This window comes from Niveispirillum sp. FG148 (genome assembly GCF_057809655.1).
Genome location: NZ_JBMDKJ010000005.1, coordinates 99,064 through 120,453, shown reverse-complemented (window position 1 = coordinate 120,453; position 21,390 = coordinate 99,064). Strand labels below are relative to the sequence as shown.

Annotated in this window: 13 protein-coding genes; 7 read left to right on the top strand and 6 right to left on the bottom strand. The window is 65.6% G+C overall.

What is annotated here, in order from left to right:
* Window positions 1-208 precede the first annotated feature (208 nt).
* Window positions 209-1,591 carry a DUF2142 domain-containing protein gene (locus ACODTW_RS07485; protein WP_488945338.1) on the top strand — a complete coding sequence of 461 codons (1,383 nt, stop codon included), beginning with the start codon at window positions 209-211 and terminating at the stop codon, window positions 1,589-1,591.
* A gap of 49 nt (window positions 1,592-1,640) precedes the next feature.
* Here the strand turns inward: ACODTW_RS07485 and ACODTW_RS07480 are convergent, their stop codons facing one another.
* The 3 genes from ACODTW_RS07480 to ACODTW_RS07470 all read right to left on the bottom strand — a co-directional run bounded on the left by ACODTW_RS07480 (window position 1,641) and on the right by ACODTW_RS07470 (window position 8,405).
* Window positions 1,641-4,043: a glycoside hydrolase family 3 N-terminal domain-containing protein gene (locus ACODTW_RS07480; protein WP_488945337.1), complete on the bottom strand. Its 2,403-nt coding sequence runs from the start codon at window positions 4,041-4,043 to the stop codon at window positions 1,641-1,643.
* A gap of 268 nt (window positions 4,044-4,311) precedes the next feature.
* Complete coding sequence (locus tag ACODTW_RS07475; RefSeq protein WP_488945336.1) at window positions 4,312-6,261, bottom strand: sialate O-acetylesterase; 1,950 nt, start codon at window positions 6,259-6,261, stop codon at window positions 4,312-4,314.
* Window positions 6,258-8,405, bottom strand: a complete 2,148-nt coding sequence (locus tag ACODTW_RS07470; protein ID WP_488945335.1) for an alpha-glucuronidase family glycosyl hydrolase — start codon at window positions 8,403-8,405, stop codon at window positions 6,258-6,260. The genes ACODTW_RS07475 and ACODTW_RS07470 overlap by 4 nt, the downstream gene beginning before the upstream one ends.
* Window positions 8,406-8,645: 240 nt before the next feature.
* Between ACODTW_RS07470 and ACODTW_RS07465 the strand changes: the two genes are divergently transcribed.
* From ACODTW_RS07465 to ACODTW_RS07445, 5 genes are all read left to right on the top strand, one after another.
* The gene (locus ACODTW_RS07465; protein ID WP_488945334.1) at window positions 8,646-9,377 is read left to right on the top strand and encodes a GntR family transcriptional regulator; all 732 of its coding nucleotides are present in this window, start codon (window positions 8,646-8,648) and stop codon (window positions 9,375-9,377) included.
* A 26-nt stretch (window positions 9,378-9,403) separates the two neighbouring features.
* Window positions 9,404-10,612, top strand: coding sequence for a D-mannonate dehydratase ManD (gene manD, locus ACODTW_RS07460; protein ID WP_488945333.1), 1,209 nt, complete (start codon window positions 9,404-9,406; stop codon window positions 10,610-10,612).
* A gap of 117 nt (window positions 10,613-10,729) precedes the next feature.
* A complete protein-coding gene (locus ACODTW_RS07455; RefSeq protein WP_488945332.1) occupies window positions 10,730-11,986 on the top strand; it encodes an MFS transporter in 1,257 nt (418 codons plus the stop codon).
* Between the two features lie 157 nt (window positions 11,987-12,143).
* On the top strand, window positions 12,144-15,245 hold the full coding sequence (locus tag ACODTW_RS07450) for a TonB-dependent receptor (RefSeq protein WP_488945331.1): 3,102 nt from the start codon (window positions 12,144-12,146) through the stop codon (window positions 15,243-15,245).
* A gap of 198 nt (window positions 15,246-15,443) precedes the next feature.
* Window positions 15,444-16,589: an endo-1,4-beta-xylanase gene (locus ACODTW_RS07445; RefSeq protein WP_488945330.1), complete on the top strand. Its 1,146-nt coding sequence runs from the start codon at window positions 15,444-15,446 to the stop codon at window positions 16,587-16,589.
* Window positions 16,590-16,637: 48 nt separating this feature from the next.
* Here ACODTW_RS07445 and ACODTW_RS07440 read toward each other — a convergent pair whose 3' ends face one another.
* Window positions 16,638-17,216, bottom strand: coding sequence for a TetR/AcrR family transcriptional regulator (locus ACODTW_RS07440; RefSeq protein WP_488945329.1), 579 nt, complete (start codon window positions 17,214-17,216; stop codon window positions 16,638-16,640).
* Window positions 17,217-17,345: 129 nt separating this feature from the next.
* Here ACODTW_RS07440 and ACODTW_RS07435 point away from each other — a divergent pair, with 129 nt between their 5' ends.
* Complete coding sequence (locus ACODTW_RS07435; protein WP_488945328.1) at window positions 17,346-17,762, top strand: hypothetical protein; 417 nt, start codon at window positions 17,346-17,348, stop codon at window positions 17,760-17,762.
* A gap of 49 nt (window positions 17,763-17,811) precedes the next feature.
* Here ACODTW_RS07435 and ACODTW_RS07430 read toward each other — a convergent pair whose 3' ends face one another.
* Together ACODTW_RS07430 and ACODTW_RS07425 are read right to left on the bottom strand one after the other, a co-directional pair.
* Window positions 17,812-19,647, bottom strand: coding sequence for a glycoside hydrolase family 9 protein (locus ACODTW_RS07430; RefSeq protein ID WP_488945327.1), 1,836 nt, complete (start codon window positions 19,645-19,647; stop codon window positions 17,812-17,814).
* Between the two features lie 4 nt (window positions 19,648-19,651).
* Window positions 19,652-21,352 carry a glycoside hydrolase family 43 protein gene (locus ACODTW_RS07425; protein ID WP_488945326.1) on the bottom strand — a complete coding sequence of 567 codons (1,701 nt, stop codon included), beginning with the start codon at window positions 21,350-21,352 and terminating at the stop codon, window positions 19,652-19,654.
* Between the last annotated feature and the right edge of the window lie 38 nt (window positions 21,353-21,390).

The following is a 21,390-nucleotide window of genomic DNA, read 5'->3' as shown; positions in this document are numbered from 1 at the left end:
ATGGCACCGGGGATATCATCCTTGCTGGGCGTCCCGCCAGGGGACGGCTCCGGGTCGGCGGCACTATGGTCACCCCAGGGGGCGGCGACAAGAACTATGTGCCACGCCCGAGAGTGGAAAAGGCATGTAGCATTGCCATCCCTGTGCAATTTCCGTAGAAATGACGCCCGTTGGCGGGGCCGTTTCCAGCCATTTCCCCGGAGGGTTCATGTTGCGTCGATGGCTTGCGCCGCTTTACCTGCTGTACGCCCTGCCGCTGGTCCTGTTCATGGCGATCAATGTTCCGGTCTTTCTGAACGCCGACGAGACCAATCATATGATGCGGGCGGAAATGGTGCTGGGCGGCGATGTCATCGGCCGCCGCACGGATCAGGGGCAGTCCGGTGGCGAGATCGACGGCCATATCCTGGATGTGCTGCGCATCTATTGGCCGATGCTGTCGACGCCGGACCTGCGGCTGACCCGGACCATCACGGAACCGGGTGGGCAGGTGCAATGGGGTGGGGTTCGCATCTTCACCCATATTCCCAACACGGCCATCTATCCGCCCACGCTTTACGCCCCGCTGATCGCCGGGTTGGGTCTGGGCAAGGTGCTGGACCTGTCCATTGCCGACAGCTTCATCCTGGCCCGCATGGTGAGCGCGCTGGTGTCGGTGGGGCTGGCGGCGCTGGCCATCCAGATCGCGGCGCGGGGACGGCTGATGTTGTTCGCCACGATGCTGCTGCCCATGAGCATCACGCAGATGGCCGCCTTTTCCCAGGACGGGCTGCTGATTGCGGGCGGGGCGCTGCTGGTGGCGCTGCTGACCCGACCGCTGGCCGAGGAGCGGCCGGCCACCAACGCAGAGTTCCTGGGTATCGCTGCCCTGATCGTGTTGTTGTCATGGTCGCGCCCCACCAATCTTGCCTTCATCCTGCTGCTGTTGCCCCTGGCGCCCCGGCTGACAGGACGGATTTCCGTGGCCACGGTGTTTCCCGCGTCGATGGTCCTGGTGCTGGGCTGGATCGTCTGGATGGCGGCGGCGGTGGCGGTGCAGCAGACCTGGGGCAATGTCGTCCCGTCCGTACCCGGGCAGATCCGCCATCTGATGGCCAATCCGTTGGATTTCTTCCGCGCGCTGGATCAGACGCTGTTCACCGGTTCCGGCTATTGGGGCACGGTGGTGATGATGCTGGGCTGGGTCGGCTGGGGCCAGTTCAACATCACCTTCGAGCACTGGTTCTATGTGGCTATCTTGTGGATGCTGGTCGCCGCTGTCCTGTCGGACCTGCTGGCGGCCGGGCGGCATTCATCCCGCTTCGCCCTGCTGGCTGCGGCCACGATCCTGATCTCTGCCGTCGGGATCTATTTCCTGCAATATCTGTCCTTCTCCGCGGTAGGCGGCATGGAGGTCAGCGGCGTACAAGGACGTTACTTCGTGCCGCTGCTGGCGTCGATCGGGCTGGCCCTGCCGGCCGCAGCCCAATGGTTGCCGCAACCTTGGACCAGGCGCGTGCGGACCCTGCTGACCCTGCCGGTTCTGGTCTTCCCGCTTCTGACCATGATCATCATGCCGCACACGATCATCGCCCGCGCCTATATGCAGTGACGCCATGCTCCCTTGATCGGTCGGGATCAAGGGAGCATGGCGTATGTCATCAGGCCACTGTCAGCGTCGCGCCTTTCAGATCGACGCTGTCGAAACCGGCGCTGATGGTGAAGGTGCCGGGTTCGACCACCCGCTTCATGTCGATATTCCAGATCGAGAGATCATCCGCCGTCAGGGTGAAGCGCACGGTGGTTTCGGCCCCGGCTTCCAGCGTCACGCGCTGGAAGCGCTTCAGTTCCTTGAGGGGCCGCGTCACCGAAGCCTCCTCGTCCCGCAGATAGATCTGCACCACCTGATCGGCCTTGACCGGGCCCTTGTTGCGCAGGGTGACGGCGATGTCGACGCTGTCGCCGGCCTTGATCGTACTACGCGACAGGACGGGCACCTCCAGTTCGAAGCGGGAATAGGTCAGGCCGAAGCCGAAGGGGAACAGAGGCGTCACGTCATCGAACAGATAGCCGCGCCGCGCGCTGGGCTTGGCATTGTAATAGACGGGCAGCTGCCCGACCGAACGCGGAATGGTGATGGGCAGCTTGCCGCCCGGCGAGACCTTGCCGAAGACGACATCGGCGACGCCATTGCCCGTCTCCTGCCCCAGATACCAGCCTTCAATCAGGGCATTGGCCTTTTCCGCCAGCCGGTTCACGGCCAGCGGGCGGCCGTTCAGCAGCAGGACGATGACGGGCTTGCCCAGCTTGAACATCTCCTCAGCCAGTTCGGACTGCCGACCATAGAGGTCCAGCGAGGCGCGGTCACCCAGATGGGTCTTGGCCCAGGCTTCCCGGCTCAACTGCTCATTCTCGCCCAGCACCAGCAGGATGGTGTCGGCCTGCGCGGCCTTGGCCACCGCCTCCTTGATCAGGGCGTCATTCTCCGCGTCGGGGATGGGTTCGACCTTGTCCTCCTCCCACACGCGCTGGCGGGTCAGGCGCACGCCTTCGGCATAATCCACCTTCAGCCCGCGGGCGGCGGCGGTCAGCCCCTCCACCACGGACACGACCTTGCGCGGGACTTCGGAATAGCCGCCGATGGGCGTGTCCCGGGCGTGGGTGCCGACGACCAGCAGCGTACCCTTGGCCGCGGGGTTCAGGGGCAGCACGCCGCCATCATTCTTCAGCAGGACCAGGGAGCGGGATGCGGCTTCACGGGCGAGCGCAACGGCATCGGGCGTGGCGGTCAGCTTGTCCGCGACCTTGGCATCGACATAGGGGTTTTCGAACAGGCCCGCTTCGAACTTCATGCGCAGGATGCGGCGCACGGCCGTGTCGATCCGGTCCATCGAAACCTTGCCCTCCTGCACCAGCCGGGGCAGGGCCGGATAGCCTTCGCCATCGGGCAGTTCCATGTCCACTCCGGCTTCCAGCGCGCGCAGGGCCCCATCTTCCAGATCGCGGACCATGTGGTGGACGGTCTTCAGTTCGCGGATGGCGAAATAGTCGCTGACGATGGAGCCCTGGTAGCCCCATTCCTTGCGCAGCACCGTATCCAGCAGCCATTTGTTGGCGTGGCTGGGCACGCCGTCGATCTCGTTATAAGAGGCCATGACGGCGCGCACAGGCAGCGTCTTTACCGCGCGTTCGAACGGCACCAGGAAATTTTCGCGCAAGGTGCGTTCCGAAATGGGCGCGGGCCCGACATTGGTGCCGCTTTCCGGCTGGCCATGGCCCGTCATGTGCTTCAGCGTGACGAAAACCTTGTCCTTGGCCAGCGGCAGAGTCGTGCCCTGGAAGCCCTTGATGGCGGCCAGACCCATTTCGGAGACCAGCCACGGGTCTTCGCCATAGGTTTCCTCCGTCCGGCCCCAGCGCGGGTCGCGGACGATGTCGACGACAGGGGCCAGCGCCAGTTGCACGCCGCGCAGACGTATTTCGCGCGCCGCCACGGTGAAGATGCGCTCCACCAGGCCCGTGTCCCAGGAACTGGCCAGCGCGATGGATTGCGGGAAGCTGGTGGCGCCACGGGCCACGAAACCGTGCAGCGCTTCCTCATGGAACAGCAGCGGGATGCCCAGACGGGTCTGCTCCACGGCCCATTTCTGGGCGTCGTTGGCATAGGTTGCTGCTTCCAGCCCCTCGCGGTTGATGATGTTGGCCTTGGCCCCGGCGGCGATGGGGGCGCCGTCCTTGTCCACGGCTCCGACGCGGTCGCCGGGGCGGGAAATCTGCCCCAGCCCATGGGGGAACGCCTTGGCCGCCCGCTTGGCATCGAAACCACCGGACGCGTTGTTGACCAGCTTCTTGTCCTGCCAGATGCCGATCATCTGGGCCACCTTCTCCTCCAGCGTCATGCGGGAGAGCAGGTCCTTGATCCGGGCGTCGATGGGCAGGCTTGGGTCGCGGTACGGCTCCTTGCCGCGGGCAAACGCGATGCCGGCGGGCACGGCCGCAGCCGAGGTGAGCGCCAGCAGGCTGGCGCCGAACAGACGGCGGGACAGCTTTTGTGTCGTCGACAAGGTTTCCTCCGGGTTTATACGCTTTTTCGGACCCTCTGCCGGGGTCATGGTAGCGCTATCATTGCGTGGAAAGGATGGGGTGTCAATCGTTCAGCGTCATACTGGTATGGTACGTGATGGGCCGGTTTGGGGGGCAAGTGGGGCTCACGGCCTGCCGCCCGCGCCACACTGCTTTCCCTGTGGAAGCGGGGAGACGCGGACGGAAGGCACAGAAGGTGAGGCAACTGTCGTGGCGCCTGGCAACGACAGCCGCCGACGCGAGAGCCCCTTACTTCACCCGTGCCTCGAACGGACCGGCGGGCATGCGCGCACTGTCATAGAGGTTGCAGATAGGGCCGTCACCCCAGCAATAGCGCACGCGCACGGCGGGGTCATTGCCCACTTGGATGGTCACCGTGTCTCCCGACAGGCTGGCATCAACATGGCGGCAGCTGCCTGGCGCCTCGTCACACAGCTGGAAGCCGACAGGGCGGTTGCTGGCCAGGGCCTGCAGGCTGCCGTCAATATCGGTGAAGCGGACGGAGATGCTGTCGCCCTGGCGGGTGACTGCGGCGGGGACGGGCCCCGAGGGCGGCACCTTCATGCCGAAAAACACCGACTGTGCGGCGCGGGCCAGTCGGCGGCCGATGACCTGCTTGTTGGCCGGATGCACATCGTACCAGTCACCCACGCCGATGCCGACAACCAGCCCCGCATGTTTGTCGTTCAGCACCGCCTGCCGCTGGGCCGCACGCATGTCGGACCAGCCGCTGTCCACCGGGGTGGTGGTCGGATATCCATATTCCGGAAGCTGCACGATCAGGAAGGGCAGGTCGGCCCCGAACTGCGTCCGCCAGGACGCCATCAGCCCGGCCATCAGGCGCGGATAGGCCGCCGCCCGGTCGGTATTGCTTTCCCCCTGGTACCAGAGGGCGCCGCGCAGGGCCATGGGGCCCAGCGGCGCGATCATGGCATTGTAGAGTGTGCCCAGGCCCGACACCGATTCCCAGGGCGCGCGCGGTGGGGAGCCGACACCGGTCGGGGCGGCACGGTATTGCCAGGGCCCCGACAGCGGGATACGCGTGCCGTCGGCCAGGACCAGGGCATAGTCTTCGGCAGGCCCGCGCGGGCCGCCCTCCCCCCACAGATCCAGGATGGTCAGGTTGATGCGGTTCACCCCTTGCTTCAGCGTGCCCGGGGCGATGGCATAGTCGCGGCCGGCGGCGGGTTCATACAGGCTGCCCACCGGCTGGCCGTTGATCCAGGTGACGTCCAGTTCGTCGATCCGGCCCAGGGTGATGCTGCTGACCTTCTGCGCCTGATCGGCGGTCAGGGTCACTTCCGTGCGCAGCCACATGACGCCGTCATAGGGGACCAGCTCCGGCACGCCCCAATGTTCCCAGGTGCCCAGCGCGGCAGGCACGGGCTTGTACCCGTCGCCATCCCTGGCGCCGTCGGTCCAGGGCTGGTCCGTGCCGCCCTTGGCCTTCCACCAGTCTTGCCACTGCTTGGCATAAAGGGCGGTGCCGGCGGCCCGGTCGCGGTCATAGGTGGACAGCATGTCCAGCCCGTTGCCGAAATTGCCGATGGCCCGCAATTCCTTGCCCCCGGTCCATGCCTCTGCCGAGGACCCGCCCCAGGCCGATGCGATCAGGCCGACCGGCACATCCACCACCTGCCGCAGATCGCGGGCGAAGTAGTAGCAGGCGGCCGACATGTCGGACACCGTCTGCGGCGAAACCAGCCGCCAGGAAACGGGCTTGGTCGGCACCGTGCGCGGCGTGTTGGCGAAGTCGCGCTGCACGCCCATGTAGCGGATCAGCGGATGGTTGGCCTGGTTGGTCTGGCTCCAGCTGTCCAGGCCCCGGCTGACCGGGAATTCCATATTGGACTGGCCGGAGCAGAGATAGACATCGCCCACCATCACGTCATTGGCTGTGGCTTCCGCCGCGCCCGCCTTGGCGGTCAGCACGAAGGGCCCGCCCGCCTTCTGCGCCGGCAGGGTGGCCTGCCAGCGGCCTTCCTTGTCCGCCTTGGCCTTGGCGCTGACCGTGCCCAGGGACACGGTCACCGTGTCGCCCGGCCTGGCAAAGCCATAGACGGGCAGGGGCCGGTCACGCTGAAGAACGCCATGATCCTGGAAGACGGGATGCAGCAGGGGTGCGTCGGCGGCAAAGGCCGCCGTGCCGGCCAGAAGGCAGGCCAGCAGGGCAGGGGCGAGGGCACGCTTAAGGGTCATTTGCCGTCTCCGGGGGCGGAAGGAAAGGTCAGCGACTGGTAATAGGACAGGGGATGGGCGGGCGGCGCCTCGCCCGCGGGCAGGGGTAGGCCGTTGACCGATTGCCAATAGGCGACGGAGGCGTCGCGCCACCATTGCGCCTCCTGTCGCTGGATGGCCAGGAAGGCGGCGATCTGGGTGAAGCGCTGCGGGTCGATATAGGGCTGTAAGCCCTTCCAGGTGGCGATCATGCCTTCGACGGCGGTGATACCGCTTCCATAGCGATGCAGCAGTTCGGTCCAGACAGTGCGGCCCGTCGGCAGCTTCTGATCCCAGCGCAGATGATGGAACCAGAGCAGCAGGTCGGTCGGGGTTGTTTCCATCCGGTCGAACCGGTCGGCCAGCGGCCGTGCATACTGGTCCACAGCCCCGCTGCCGCGCCGCGTGCGGTCGAAGCCGATGCCATCCTTGTCGGCGCGGTGGTAATAGACCGAGGTCCAGTCGGCACGCGGGCCGCCTGCCGTCCAGGGCGCGGGGCCATAATGATGACCGCGGCCCATCAGATGATGCAGGCCCAGCGGGGTCATGTAATCCACCACGGCCGGGCGCGACGCCATCATCATGGATGTGACAGGCTCGACAATGGCGGGATCGGCGCCGAAGGTGGCCGCCGCCCATTCGCGCGCGATGGCATCGGCCGACAGGTCATGATCCCAGGCCAGCCTGCCATAGGCATACCAGTTGGCCTGATCGAAGATGGAGCCCGTCCAGTTCCGGTCGCTGCCGATATTGGCCACACCGGCCATGGCCGACAGGGTATGGCGGCTCAGGCTGCCATCGACGATGCGGGCCACCGTGGAGCCCGCCTTGGGCCGGAAAGTGTCGGCGTCCAGCGCTTCTTTATAGAGGGGGACCAGATAGGCCAGATGCGTGGCGAAGCCCAGATATTCCTTGGTGATCTGGAATTCCATCATCAGCTTTGTCTTCGGCATGGCACCGAACAGCGGATGGAAGGGCTCCCGTGGCTGGAAATCCAGGGGGCCGTTCTTCACCTGCACCAGCACATTGTCGCGGAATTTCCCGTCCAGCGGCACAAACTCCGTATAGGCCTGCTTGACCCGGTCGTCGGGCGTTTCATGGCTGTAGACGAAGGCCCGCCACATGACGATGCCGCCATGCGGGGCCAGGGCGTCGGCCAGCATGTTGGCCCCGTCGGCATGGGTGCGGCCATAATCCTGCGGCCCCGGCTGGCCTTCGGAATTGGCCTTGACCAGAAAGCCGCCGAAATCGGGGATCACCTGATAAATCTCATCCGCCTTGGCTTTCCACCAGGCGGCGACGGCGGGGTCCAGCGGATCGGCGCTGGGCAGGCCGCCAATTTCCTTGGGTGCTGAAAAGCGGGCCGTCAGATAGACGCGGATGCCATAGGGCCGGAAGATGCCGGCCAGGGCCGCCACCTTTTCCAGGTAGGGCCGGGTCAGGATGGTGGCGTTGGCATTCACATTGTTCAGCACCGTGCCATTGATGCCGACCGAGGCATTGGCGCGGGCATAGTCGGTATAGCGCGGGTCCTGCCAGTCCGGCAGCGTGTGCCAGTCCCAGAGCGATTGCCCTGCATAGCCGCGTTCGACATAGCGGTCCAGATTGTCCCAGTGGTTCAGGATGCGGCGGTCGATCTTCGGCACTTCCCGGATGGATAGCCCGTCCAGCGCCGCCCCCGTCTGCACCAGCCGCAACAGGTGGTAAGCGCCATAGAGCAGGCCCGCGTCGGTTTCGGCGGCCAGGACCGTGCGGTCCTTCACCCGGCGGATGACATAACCATCGTGGCCCAGTCCCGATACCGGCCCCAGCACGGCCTTGACGGACGCATCCCCCGTCAGCCCGACCAGCAGGGGGGCATCGTCGGCCACCACCGGAGCCCGGCCCAGCAATCCCGTCAGGCCGCGCGTCAGTTCTGTCAGGGCGAGGGCGTCGGGGCGGGTGGTGGTGATTCGGGACAGGGACGCATCGGCGGCCGTCAGGGATGGGCCCGACAGCGGGCGGAACCGCAGCCACAGGTCATAGCCATCCTCGGCCAGGACCGGGGACGCTGACAAGAAGGCGGCCAGCAACATGAACGGCAGGGCCGGCAGCAAGGCCGCCAGCCGCCTGATCAGGGTACGCATGTTTCCTCCCGTTTCGCCCCATGACGGGCGACCGTTCCGGCACGGCGTCAGCCAAGCGGGGTCGTTGCCCCGGCACCGGTTCGTGGCGTGAATATGATAGCGCTATCAAATTTCTGCAACAGCCTGCTTGACTGTACTGGTATGGTAGTATACATGAATGGCAACGGCAACAAGGTTGTTAAGATTGCCGCCGGCCCCAACCGTCAAGGATGGGGCACGGATCAAGGATTTCAGGGAGTGATGCCGGTGGAACGGGACCAGGAACGGCCCGGCTTGCAGCCGATCGACATGGATAGCAGTGAACCGGTGGCGCGCCGCGTCTTCCGGGAATTGCGCCGCGCCATCGTGCGCATGGTGTTCCTGCCGGGTCAGGCCCTGTCGGAACAGGATATTGCCGACCAGTTGGGCGTGTCGCGCCAGCCGGTGCGCGAAGCCTTCATCAAGCTGGCCGATGCCGGGCTGTTGCAGATCAAGCCGCAGCGCGGTTCCTTCATCGTCAAGATCTCCGTCCGCCAGGTGTTCGATGCCCGCTTCGTGCGCGAAGCGGTGGAGGTGGCGGTCGTGGCCCGCGCGGCGGCAGAGGCCGGCGCCCGCCATATCGATGCCTTCCGCGCCAACCTGAAACAGCAGGAACGGGCCATCGCCGACCGGGACCATGGGCGGTTCATGGAACTGGACGAAGGGTTTCACCGTTCCGTGGCCATGTCGGTCGGCTGTGACTATGCCTGGCGCGTGGTGGAAGAGACCAAGGCGCAGATGGACCGGGTGCGTTACCTGTCCATGACCGATGCCACGCCCCTGGCGCGCCTGGTCAGCCAGCATAATGCCATTGTCGACGCCATCGCGGCGCACGACGGACCGGCGGCGCAGGCCGCCATGCAAACCCATCTGCGGGAAATCCTCACCTCCCTGCCGGAGCTGGAGAAGCGGTTCCCCGCCTTGTTCAACCATGATCTGCCCGCCGAACCCTGACAGGGCCGGGCCAAGGGATACCCCCGATGCGCATTACCAACGCCTATTGCATCGTCACCTCGCCGGGACGCAACTTCGTCACGCTGAAGATCGTTACCGACGAAGGGGTGTATGGCATCGGCGACGCCACGCTGAACGGGCGTGAGCTGGCGGTGGAAAGCTATCTGACCGACCATGTCATCCCCTGCCTGATCGGCCGCGACCCGCACCAGATCGAGGATATCTGGCAGTACCTGTACAAGGGCGCCTATTGGCGCCGCGGGCCCGTCACCATGTCGGCCATCGCGGCCGTGGACATGGCGCTCTGGGACATCAAGGCCAAGGCGGCGAACATGCCGCTGTACCAGTTGCTGGGCGGGAAAAGCCGTGACGGGGTCATGGTCTATGCCCATGCCAATGGCCGCGACATCCCCGAGGCGCTGGACCGCGTCGCCTATTACCAGGAGAAGGGGTTCAAGGCCATCCGCGTGCAGACGGGCGTGCCCGGCCTGGACAAGGTCTATGGCGTGCAGAAGGGCGAGGCGTATGAGCCCGCCATCCGTGCCGGCGTGCCAGACGAGACACTGTGGGCCACCGAACCCTATCTGGATTATGTGCCCAAGCTGTTCGGGGCCGTGCGTGACAAGTTCGGCTGGGACCTGCATCTGCTGCATGATGTGCATCACCGTCTGACCCCGATTGAGGCCGGGCGGCTGGGCCGGTCGCTGGAGCCGTTCCGGCTGTTCTGGATGGAAGACCCGACGCCCGCGGAAAATCAGGAGGCGTTCCGCCTGATCCGCCAGCATACGACGACGCCCATCGCCGTGGGTGAGGTGTTCAATTCCATCCATGATTGCCGCGAGCTGATCCAGAACCAGCTGATCGACTATATCCGCGCCACCGTCGTGCATGCCGGCGGCATCACCCATCTGCGCCGCATCGCCATGCTGGCGGAGCTGTATCAGGTGCGCACGGGCTGCCATGGCGCCACCGACCTGTCGCCCGTCTGCATGGGTGCGGCGCTGCATTTCGACAGCTGGGTGCCGAATTTCGGCATCCAGGAATACATGATCCATTCGGCCGAAACCGACGCCGTGTTTCCGCACGCCTACAGCTACAAGGATGGCTGTCTCTATCCGGGCGAAGCGCCGGGCCATGGCGTCGATATCGACGAGGATCTGGCCGCGAAATATCCCTACACGCCCGCCTATCTGCCGGTCGCCCGGCTGAAGGACGGGACCATGTGGAACTGGTGAGATTGACGGGAGCGGCGGTGACGCCGTTCCGGGTTTGTGAATGACCGTCCGTGTTTTCCTGCCGTCGCCCCCGGTGACGGTAAACGCTCTTGCTTTGCCGGAAGGAAAGTGCAGCGCATGTCCACCCCCACCCGCCTTGGCCGACGCTGGATCGTCGTGGCGCTGCTGTTCGCAGCCACGGTGATCAATTATGTCGACCGGCAGATGCTGGGCCTGCTGAAGCCGTCCCTGTCGGTGGAGTTCGGCTGGACGGAGACGGACTACGCGGACATCGTGTTCGTGTTCCAGGCGGCTTACGCCGTCAGTTACCTGCTGTTCGGGCGGTTCATCGATGTCATCGGTGCGCGCTGGGGTTATGCCCTGACCTTCACAGTCTGGAACCTGGCCCATATCGCGCATGCGGCCGCCACGACGCTGGGCCAGTTCATGCTGGCCCGTGCCTTCCTGGGGACAGGCGAGGCGGGAAATTTCCCGGCCGGGCTGAAGGCGGTCGCCGACTGGTTCCCCAAGCGGGAGCGGGCCCTGGCCGTGGGCGTGTTCAATGCCGGGGCCAATGTCGGGGCCATCATCACGCCGCTGATCGTGCCGGTCATCACCTTTGCCTGGGGCTGGCAGGCGGCGTTCGTGGTCACGGGCGTGCTGTCCTTTGGCTGGCTGGCGGCGTGGCTGACCTTCTACCGCACGCCAGACCAGCACAGGTCGGTCACGGCCGAGGAACTGGCCCATATCCGGTCCGACGAAGCCGATCCGGTGACGTCCATGGGCTGGGCCGGTCTGCTGCGTCGGCGGGAGACCTGGGCCTATGCGCTGGCCAAGTTCCTGACCGATCCGGTCTGGTGGCTGTTCCTGTTCTGGCTGCCGGACTTCCTGAACCGCACCTACGGGCTGGACCTGAAAGGGTTCGGGCCGCCGCTGGTGGCGATCTACATCCTGTCGGATGTGGGGTCGGTGGCGGGCGGCTGGCTGTCGTCGCGGCTGATGCGGGGTGGGGTGGGCGTCAATGGCGCGCGCAAGATTGCCATGCTGGCCTGTGCGGCCTGTGTCCTGCCCGTGGTCTTCGCTACGTCTGCCGCGAACCTGTGGATCGCCGTGCTGATCCTGGGGCTGGCCACGGCCGGGCACCAGGGATTTTCCGCCAACCTGCTGACCCTGCCATCCGATCTTTTCCCGCGCGCCGCCGTTGCGTCCGTGGTGGGGATCGGCGGCATGGCCGGCGCCGTGGGCGGGATGCTGATGTCCAAGTTCACGGGCTGGGTGCTGGATACGACCGGCAGCTACACGCCCATCCTGCTGGTGGCGGCCGGCGCCTATCCGCTGGCCCTGTTGCTTTTGCATCTGCTGTCACCGCGTCTGACGCCGGTGGCAGCCAACTGACCGACGGTTCGCCGTTGGATTGACACCGGCGATCCCCTCCCGGCGGGGGAAGGGATCACCCTATCGATGGTAGCGCTAACGAGAGTCGGGAGCGCTGCCTGTTCAGAATGATCAAGCCGAAGCGGCCCGCAGTGGCCGCGCATTGGGAGGGAAGAACATGGAAGAGCAACGCAATCAGTCCATCTTGGATGTGCGTCATGGGGGCCGCAGGACGGCCCGGGCCGCCCTGCTGCTGGCCACCTGCCTGACGGCCGGGGCCGTCCTGCCGGCAGCCGCGCAGTCCGTCACCGGGGGGGGCGAAACCCTGGAAGAGATCGTGGTCACCGGCTTCCGCAGCAGCCTGGCCAATTCCACCAACGACAAGCGCAATGCCACGGGCTTCCAGGACAGCATCTTCGCCGAGGATATCGGCAAGTTCCCCGACACCAACATTGCCGAAAGCTTCAACCGCGTTCCCGGCATCACCATCAACCGTGAAGTGTCGGGCGAAGGGTTGAGCATCGCCATCCGCGGCCTGGGCACCAATTTCACCAAGGTGCTGTTGAACGGCGCGCCCGTCGCCGTCGCATCGACGGGCCGCACGGATGCGCAGAGCACGAACCGCGAGGTCGATCTGGACATGTTCCCCACGGAACTGTTCACGCAGTTGACCGTGTCCAAGAGCCCCAACGCCGACATGCTGGAGGGCGGGGCCGCCGGCACCGTGAACATGCGCAGCGCCCGGCCGTTCGACAAGGAAGGGGCTCGCGTCAGCTACTCCGTCCAGGGCACCAAGAACAGCGAGGCCGATAAGTGGGGTGGCCGCACCTCGGCGCTGGCCAGCAATACCTGGGGCAATTTCGGTGCCCTGATCGGCGTGGCGGCCGTGCGCAACCAGGTCAGCACGCCGGGCTTCGAGACCATCGGTTGGACCAATCCCAACCTGTCGGCAGCCCAGTGCGGCGCCACCACGGGCTGTAACAGCACGGGCGGCGGCAACTGGACCATTCCCGCCACCGTCCCGGCCAATGCCGGCAACGGCCTGACCACGGGTACCGTCATCGACAAGGATTTCCTGCTGGCCAAGAATCCCGGCCTGACGGCGCAGCAGCTGGACAATGCCATCATCCCGCGCCTGGGCCGCCCGGCGGAGATTTTCGGTACCCGCGACCGCATCAACGCCATTGCGTCGTTCGAGCTGCAGGCCAGCGAAGACCTGCATTTCTATCTGGACGGCCTGTATGGCAAGAAGAAGAATGACCTGGAACGCGTGGACATGAACTGGATCGGCCGTAACGGCGCCATGATCCCGTTGAACATGAAGGTCGACCGCACCGATTGCAGCACCGGCTGCGTCGTGACGGAAGCCACCTTCGCCAATGCCCAGTTCTTCCTGGAATATCGTCCCTTCCTGGAACAGACGGAGTTCTACGGCGTCAATCCCGGTTTTGATTATCAGATCACCGACGATCTGAAATTCGACATGCAGGGCAATTACACCAAGTCCACCTTCCACCGTGAATCGCCCACCGTCGGCCCGCTGACCCCGGCCAGCTCCGGTGTCACCGTCACCTATAAGAATGATGGTGGCGTGCCCAGCATCGTCCCCAATATCGACCTGAACGATCCGACCAAGTTCGGCTGGCCCGGCGGCCGCGTGAACATGCAGGATGAACGGCGCGAGACGGAGACCAAGGGGGTGCGCGGCAACCTGACCTGGGGTCAGGACACGCTGAACCTGAAGGTGGGTGCCGCCTATGATGACGTTTCCCGCCGCATCACCGCCTATGACAACAGCCAGGCCTGGCAGAACGCCGTCTGCGGCAACAATCCGTCGGTGTTCGTGCCCAGCCCCAACAGCCAGCCATCCTGCAGCGGCCTGAACCAGCCGGGAGCGGCCCCTACGGGCTACCCGACATATCCCGGCTATGGCACGGGCTATACGGCGGGCCAGACGGGTGGCGTCACCTATGGCGGCTCGCTGATCCCCAATGCCTCCTTCGCCAATTACCTGAAGCCGGGCAAGTTCGGCTTCCTGACGGTCGACTGGGACAAGTTCAAGGCCGACAGCAAGTATGATCAGTTCCATGACGCGGCACCGGAGGCCGGGTCGTCCAACACCGGCGCGTCGGGCGGCTTCATCGGCGAAAAGACCCTGGGTGCCTATGGTGAGGTGAACGGTATCCAGCAGATCGACGGCAATGACCTGCGCTTCAATGTCGGCATGCGCTGGGTCCAGACCGACCAGAAGGTGGGCGGCCGCGTGTCCATCCCCGATCCGCGCAACACCCCGGCCACGGGTGCCGCCCCGGCCGATGGCGGCAAGTACCCGAACGTCGTCAACTATGTCTATATCAAGAACCAGTATGACAACTGGCTGCCCTCGGCCTCGGCCGCCTATAACCTGTCGGACCATGCCGTCGTCCGTGCGGCCTTGTCCAAGACCATGACCCGGCCCGATCCGAACGCGCAGCTGCCGGGGCTGAACTTCTCCACCCCATCGGCCGATATCGGCACCGTCGGCAATTCCGCCCTGGCGCCCTATATCGCCAAGAATATCGATCTGGGTTTTGAATATTATACGGGCAAGGAAGGGTATATCGGCTTCGCCGTCTTCCGTAAGGCCATCACGGGCTTCACGGTGAATGGCACGACGACGGTGCCGTTCGGTGCGCTGGCTGCCTATGGCGTCACCTATGACACGCTGTCGCCGACGCAGCAGGCTGCCATCAATTCCCGCGGCGGGCCCGGTTCAGCCAATGTCATCCTGCAGCAGCAGGTGAACGCCGAAGGCCGTCTGACGGTCAATGGTCTGGAGTTCAACTGGGTGCAGCCGCTGGACTTCCTGCTGGAAGATTACGTGCCGGGCCTGGGCTTCATCGCCAATGCCACCATCGTCGACCAGAAGGGCAAGGGGGCAGCCCCGGCCGTCGCCGTGGGTGTGGCCGACTACACCTACAATGTGACGGCCTATTACGAGCATAACGGCATCTCCGCCCGCCTGTCGCAGACCTTCACCAAGGGCTCGCAGTCCAGCGGCCTGAACCAGAATGGCATCGCAGCCGCCGCCCTGTTCAGCGACGATTACCGGCAGTGGGACTTCTCCTCCAGCCTGGATCTGAACGAGATGCTGGGCCGGCGTGGGCTGCCGCAGCTGACCTTCGATGTCATCAACCTGACCAAGTCGGAACAGCGCAGCTATTTCCAGTACGATAACGCCACCTTCACCAATTACACGCCCGGCCGGACGATCATGATCGGCCTGCGCGGGCGGCTTTAACACCGCGTTCCGGTGATCGGACCCGATCACCGGTTTCCGGCGGCAGCGCCGCCATCCTCCCTCTCAAAGGACCGGTCAGTCTCCCCGCTGACCGGCCCGCCTGGCGACCCGCCCTCCGGTGGGTCGCCTTTTTCTTTTGCACGTCCCGCCCTTGTTGTTATGTTATCGCTAACAAGAAGGATATCAGGGAGAAACCCCATGATTGAGGGTCTGACCCGCCGCCGGCTGCTGTCGGCGGCGCTGGCTGGTGCCGCAGGCGCCGCCTTGCCATCCACCGCCGCCACAACCGTCACCGCCACACCATCGCTGAATGAGCTGGCGCGGCGCACGGGCCGGCGCTTCGGGTCCTGCGTGGGCACAGGGCGCCCCGGCACCCTGACCGGGTCCTTTGCCGATCCGGGCTACCGCGCGCTGCTGCTGGCCGAATGCGGGCTGCTGGTGCCGGAGAACGAGCTGAAATGGGGCGCGGTGCGCCCGTCGGCCGATCTCTACCGGTTCGATGCGGCGGAAAGGCTGATGGCGTTTGCGGCCCAGAACCATCTGGATTTCCGCGGCCACACGTTGCTGTGGCATCACCCCAAATGGATCCCCGCCTGGGTCTCCACCCATGATTTCGGCGGCAATCCGGCGGGCGGCGTGGAAAAGATGATCGCCGACCATGTCGCCATGGTCGCCGGTTCCTACAGGAACGTGATCCGGTCCTGGGACGTGGTGAACGAAGCGGTGGATGCTGATACCGGCGCGCTGCGCGACACGCCCTTCACCCGCTACCTGCCGGCCGAGCGCGTGCTGGACGCGGCCTTTCACAAGGCGCGCGAAGTGCTGCCCGACGGACAGCTTGTCTATAACGACTATATGAGCTGGGAGCCCGGCCATGCCACGCACCGCGACGGGGTGCTGCGCCTGCTGGAAGGTTTCCGCAAACGTGGCACGCCTGTGGATGCGCTGGGCGTGCAGTCGCACCTGCTGGTGCTGGATGGGGGGCCGAAATATGAGGAGGAGGCCTGGCGTCGCTTCATCGACGAGGTGGTGGGCATGGGATATGACCTGCTGATCACCGAATTCGACGTCAATGACAAGGGGCTGGCGATCACCGATTTCGCCCGGCGCGACCGGGCCGTGGCCGATTATGCACGGACCTATCTGGACCTGATGCTGTCCTATCGCCAGACGGGCGATGTGCTGGCCTGGGGCATGGTGGACCGGTTCTCCTGGCTGCAAGGCTTCATGCCGCGGGTCGACAAGCGGCCCAAGCGCTGCTGCCCCTATGATGACGGCTACAGGGCGAAGCCCCTGCGTGACGCCATTGCCGGGGCGCTGGGCGGGGCCGTGGCGCGGGAGTAGGGCGCCGCATTCCGGATGCGGCCGGCATGGCTTCCGATGTGCTGACGGTCAGCTGCTGAGGGCGGCGATCGCCGTGTGACGCGTCGCATCGGCAATGGCCCTGGACAGTTCAGGGTCCTGCATGGCGCGGGCCAAGGTCACGCCGCCCGCCAATGCAGACAGAAAGGCCCAGGCCCGGCCCTGGCGCTTCTCGCCCGTGTCGTCGGGAAGGCCGGCCGCGACCTGCGCGACAACCCCGCGCATTCCGTCCTCATAAGTGCGACGGATGCCATCCTCGGCGCGGGCCACATCGCCGGACAGGCTTTGCATCGCGCAGCTTTCCGCCAGATCACAGGTCCTTTTTGCGGATACATAGAAATCCGCAAACGCGGCCGGCCAGTCGGCGCCAAACCGGTGCTGGTGGTCGATCACGGCCTCCTTCAATTCCGCTATCCCTGCCTCCACCGCTTCTTGAAAGGCGGCCTCCTTCGACGGGAAATGACCATAGAAGGCGCCGCTGGTCACCGCCGCCTCCTTGGCCAGCCCGTCCACGCCGATCCCGCCAAAGCCCCGGCGGCGGAAGCCACGGCCGGCGGCGGCCAGGATGCGGGCCCGCGTCTCTTCCTTGTGTCCAGCCTTGTAACGCATGGGGCGCCTTTATATTGCGATCGTTATTCTATGATTGACAACATAACGACCGCTATTTTATATGAAATAACGATCGTCATTCAATGGCGGCCGGCCAGCCGCCGCGCAATCCCGACAAGGAGAAATCCCATGCCCATCAGCCTGACCCTGACCCAGGGCGTCCTGTCCGACGCCGTCATCCCCGTTGCCATCGCGCGCATCACCGATGCCTTTCTTGCCAGCCATGGCCTGACGGGCAACAAGATCATGACCCCCAACGTCACGGCCCACGTCAACATCATGGCCAAGGGCACCAGCTTTTCCGGCGGCCAGCCGGTCGAAGGCGCGTGGCTGGAAACACGCACGCCGTCCTTTGCCCTGAATGAACCGGCCGTTCAGCGCGACTTCTATGGCAAGGCGACGTCCATCCTGATCGAACTGGCGGAAGGACGCCTGACGCCGGACCGTGTCTGGGCCAATGGCGTCCACACGGTCGACGGCACCTGGAACCTGGACGGAATTCCCAGGACCAATGCGGAACTGGGTGCCGCCCTGGCCGCCGCCTGACCAGTTCTGCTGTGCGATGGCAGGCGCGGGGCTGTGACCCCGCGCCTGCCTACCGTTCGTCCAGATAGGCCGCGACCCAGACCAGGGGGGCGTTCCAGTTGATCGCCACCTCGTTCAGGGTGAACAGGTTCAGGTCATCGCGCCAGCAGGCCTGGGGTGCGCAGTCGCCCAGCAGCTTGCGCGCGTCTTCCCCCGGATTGCCGTTCGGCCCGCCGGACAGGACGCCCGGCGGCGGGGGCGGCAGTTTTGGGTCGAGGCTGGGCGCCCAGAAACGATGATGCGGATGCTGCATCGACCGGGCGCCATAGCCGCTGATATAGGAGAAATCGAGGGGATTGCGGCCCAGCAGGTAGGAGGCGACGTCAATCACCTTGTCCCGGTATTTGCCCTCTCCCGTGAGATCATGGGCATAGGCCAGGACGATGGTCCGGTTCAGCAACCCGCCATTCGAACCCCAGCCGAAGGCGCGGGCCGGCATGGGCTGGCGGTAACCATCGCCGCCTTCCCGAAGATGGTTGTCCGCCGCCCGGGTGATCGATTTCACCAGTCTGGCCCCGTCGCGGTCAGGCAATGCGTCGGGATGCAGTACCAGCGACAGCACGCCCAGGGGGGCCGTCTGTCCCCAGCCGGGGTCGGCCACGGCGTCCCGCTGGAAATGCTGCGACCCGGTCACGACCTTCGCGAACAAGGGCTGGCGCGTGGTCACCAGCAGTTCGGCCGCGGCCCAGAAGAATTCGTCCGACACATCATCGTCGGCATAGCCGCCGCTGCCATTGAAATCCCCGATGGCACGCGCATCCGACACGCGCACGGCGGCGGCCCAGGCCCGAAGTGCGGCCTTCAGGCAGCGATCGGAAAAGGTGGGGTCGATCTTCTGCCAGATGCGGGCCGCCTGCGCTGCCGTGGCGGCCAGGTTCAGCGTCGCGGCCGTGCTGGGCGCATAGAGGAAGCGGCGTTCGGGGTCCAGGTGCGGCGGCATGGGGAAGCCCGTCCAATGCTCGTCCCCCATCTTGTGATGGGCCATGCCGGAGACATCGACGTCGGTGAAGGTCAGCCGGTCGCTGCCCTTCTGCGGGCCCAGCGGCAGGCCCATGCGTGTGCCGTCCGGCACCTGCATGGACAGGAGGAACTCCATCTCCCACCGCGCTTCATCCAGCAGGTCGTTCACGCCATTGCCGGTTTCCGGCAGGATGGCAGTGCCGTCGGGCAGGGCGGGTGGCTTGTGCCGCACCACCTGCCGTTCATAAAGGTTCAGCAGGGTCCAGACGGCGATACCGCCATTGACCACATATTTGCCCTGGTCGCCGGCATCGTACCAGCCGCCCGTGACATCCAGACTGTAGGAACAGCCGGGCCAGACATTGCCGGCCTTGTCCTTGCCGTTGAAGCAGGGGGCCACGTCCTTGGGGTGGCCGGCGGGACGGGCCCAGGCCTCACCCACCAGCCGCGCCTCGATCGGGATGCCGGAGCGGTTATGGTAGAAATAGGCCAATGCGTCGCGCTTCAGGCCCGCATAGGGACCATCGCCGATGCCGAACGGGCGGCTGACGGCGCCGTCGCCCACGGCCCCATCCCCCACGGCCAGGGTGAAGCCGTCGCCCGTGGCCTTGGCGCTGCTGAAATCCAACAGATGCAGGTGCTGGCCCGAGGCGGCATCATCGCCCAGCACCGTCGTGCTGCCTTGGGCCAGGACGGAGCCAGCAGCATCCAGCAGGCGCCAGGGCAGCGGCCGGGTCGCGGCATCGGGCAGCAAGGCCTGTTTGGGGCCATTGGCCAGCAGGCCCGCCTGGTTCAGGCGGATGGGATTGACGGGGGCGTCCTGTGCAATGGCGGCGGTGGACAGGCACAGGCTGGCCGCGACGGCGGCAAGGATCAAGCGGCGCATGGGGTCAGTTCCGCGCGGTATGGGTTTGGGCGAAGGGGCCGAACATGACACCGACAAAGCCGCCGGCCCGTCTGGTGGACAGGATGGTGCCATCCGCCCCGGTCAGCACGGGTTGCCATAGGCCATCCGGAGCGGCGACAGCGAAATCATAGGCGCCGCCACGGGCCGTGATGCGCAGGCGCAAGGTCCCCCGGTCGGGGACGGGCAGGCTGGCCAGCGACTTGCCGTCCGCCGGATCGGTATTGCCGGCACGGGCGGCGACACGGGCCACGCGGGCCTTGCCGTCCTGTTCGATGGTAAAGCGGAACCAGTAATCATCACTCTGGATGGCGGCCAGTCCCGCACGCTCCCCCGGCTGGTCGGGCGTGAAATCCAGTTCGGTGGTCAGGCTGGCATTCATATGCTGCTGTCGGCGCGCCCAGAAAGATGGATGCCCATGGTCCGACAGGCCCACGGGCAGCAGCTTCAGGGTCAGCGCGCCCTTGGCACTGGTCAGATCGTACCAGTCACCCTTGGGATTGCGTGGCGTCATCCAGTGCAGCGGCAGGGAAGGTCCGTCGAATTCATCGCGGATGCTGAAGGGCCCGCTGGTGGGCACGGGCGCCGGTGGCTGCGGTGGCAATCTGGGCCTGGCATGGGTCAGGGCGATGGCCTGTCCCGGCCGGGTCATCCGGGGCCAGCCATCCACCCATTCCACCGGCAGCAGGAAGGTTTCCCGCCCCGTATTGTAGAAATCATCGGCGTAGGGGCGCACGGCCAGGAAGCTGGCCCACCAGTCGCCGTTGGGCAATTGCACGAAATCGGCATGCCCGGCCGAGGTAACGGGATAGGCCCGGTCGGCGGGCAGGTCGCGCTGGGTCAGGATGGGATTGCCGGGCGCGGGCGTGAAGGGCCCCAGGGGCGACGGGCCGCGGAACACGACCTGGGAATGGTTGACGGCCGTCCCGCCCTCCGCCGCGATCAGGTAATAGAAGCCGTCCTTCCTGAAGATATGCGGGCCTTCGATCCAGACCGGCTTCTGCGTGATGTCGACGCCGCCATTCACCAGCAGTTTGCGCGGGCCGATGGTCTTCAGCGCCTTGGCGTCGAACTCCTGCACCCAGATGGCGCGGTGGCCGCTATAGAGCGGTTCACCTTCCGGCGGGCCGTTATTGACGATATAGGCGCGGCCATCATCATCGAAGAAGATGGACGGGTCGATGCCGCCCACCAGATCGGGCAGCCAGACCGGATCGCTCCACGGGCCGCCTGCATCCTTGGCCGTCACCACGAAATTGCCGCCGCAATCCACGCAGGTATTGATGATGTAGAAGGTGCCGTCATGATGGGCGATGGAAGGCGCGAAGACGCCGCGCGACAGGCCCAGATCCTTGAAATCCAGCATGCCGGGTCGGTCGATGGCATTGCCCACCTGCGTCCAGGTCACCAGATCGCGGCTGTGGAAGACGGGGATGCCGGGAAACCAGCTGAAGGTTGAATTGACCAGATAATAATCGTCGCCCACCCGCGTGATCGACGGGTCGGGGTAATAGCCGGTCAGGATGGGGTTGCGATAGTCGCCCGGACCCGGCTTTGTCCCCGCGTCCGCCGGGTCGCTGCCCTGATAGTCGACCCAGTTGAAGCGGGCGCTGTCGGCGGCGGATGCGGCCGGGGCCAGCAGCGCCAATGCCAGGGCCAGCGTCGTGATGGCTTTGCGCCGGTTCATCTTGGTCCTCCCGGTGGTGTTTTTATCGGTTTGGGGCC

Coding starts and splice junctions, on each gene's coding strand:
- ACODTW_RS07485 (WP_488945338.1), top strand. CDS start 209: ATGTTGCGTCGATGGCTTGCGCCGCTTTACCTGCTGTACGCCCTGCCG.
- ACODTW_RS07475 (WP_488945336.1), bottom strand. CDS start 6,261: ATGACCCTTAAGCGTGCCCTCGCCCCTGCCCTGCTGGCCTGCCTTCTG.
- ACODTW_RS07470 (WP_488945335.1), bottom strand. CDS start 8,405: ATGCGTACCCTGATCAGGCGGCTGGCGGCCTTGCTGCCGGCCCTGCCG.
- ACODTW_RS07465 (WP_488945334.1), top strand. CDS start 8,646: ATGCCGGTGGAACGGGACCAGGAACGGCCCGGCTTGCAGCCGATCGAC.
- manD (WP_488945333.1), top strand. CDS start 9,404: ATGCGCATTACCAACGCCTATTGCATCGTCACCTCGCCGGGACGCAAC.
- ACODTW_RS07455 (WP_488945332.1), top strand. CDS start 10,730: ATGTCCACCCCCACCCGCCTTGGCCGACGCTGGATCGTCGTGGCGCTG.
- ACODTW_RS07450 (WP_488945331.1), top strand. CDS start 12,144: ATGGAAGAGCAACGCAATCAGTCCATCTTGGATGTGCGTCATGGGGGC.
- ACODTW_RS07445 (WP_488945330.1), top strand. CDS start 15,444: ATGATTGAGGGTCTGACCCGCCGCCGGCTGCTGTCGGCGGCGCTGGCT.
- ACODTW_RS07440 (WP_488945329.1), bottom strand. CDS start 17,216: ATGCGTTACAAGGCTGGACACAAGGAAGAGACGCGGGCCCGCATCCTG.
- ACODTW_RS07435 (WP_488945328.1), top strand. CDS start 17,346: ATGCCCATCAGCCTGACCCTGACCCAGGGCGTCCTGTCCGACGCCGTC.
- ACODTW_RS07430 (WP_488945327.1), bottom strand. CDS start 19,647: ATGCGCCGCTTGATCCTTGCCGCCGTCGCGGCCAGCCTGTGCCTGTCC.
- ACODTW_RS07425 (WP_488945326.1), bottom strand. CDS start 21,352: ATGAACCGGCGCAAAGCCATCACGACGCTGGCCCTGGCATTGGCGCTG.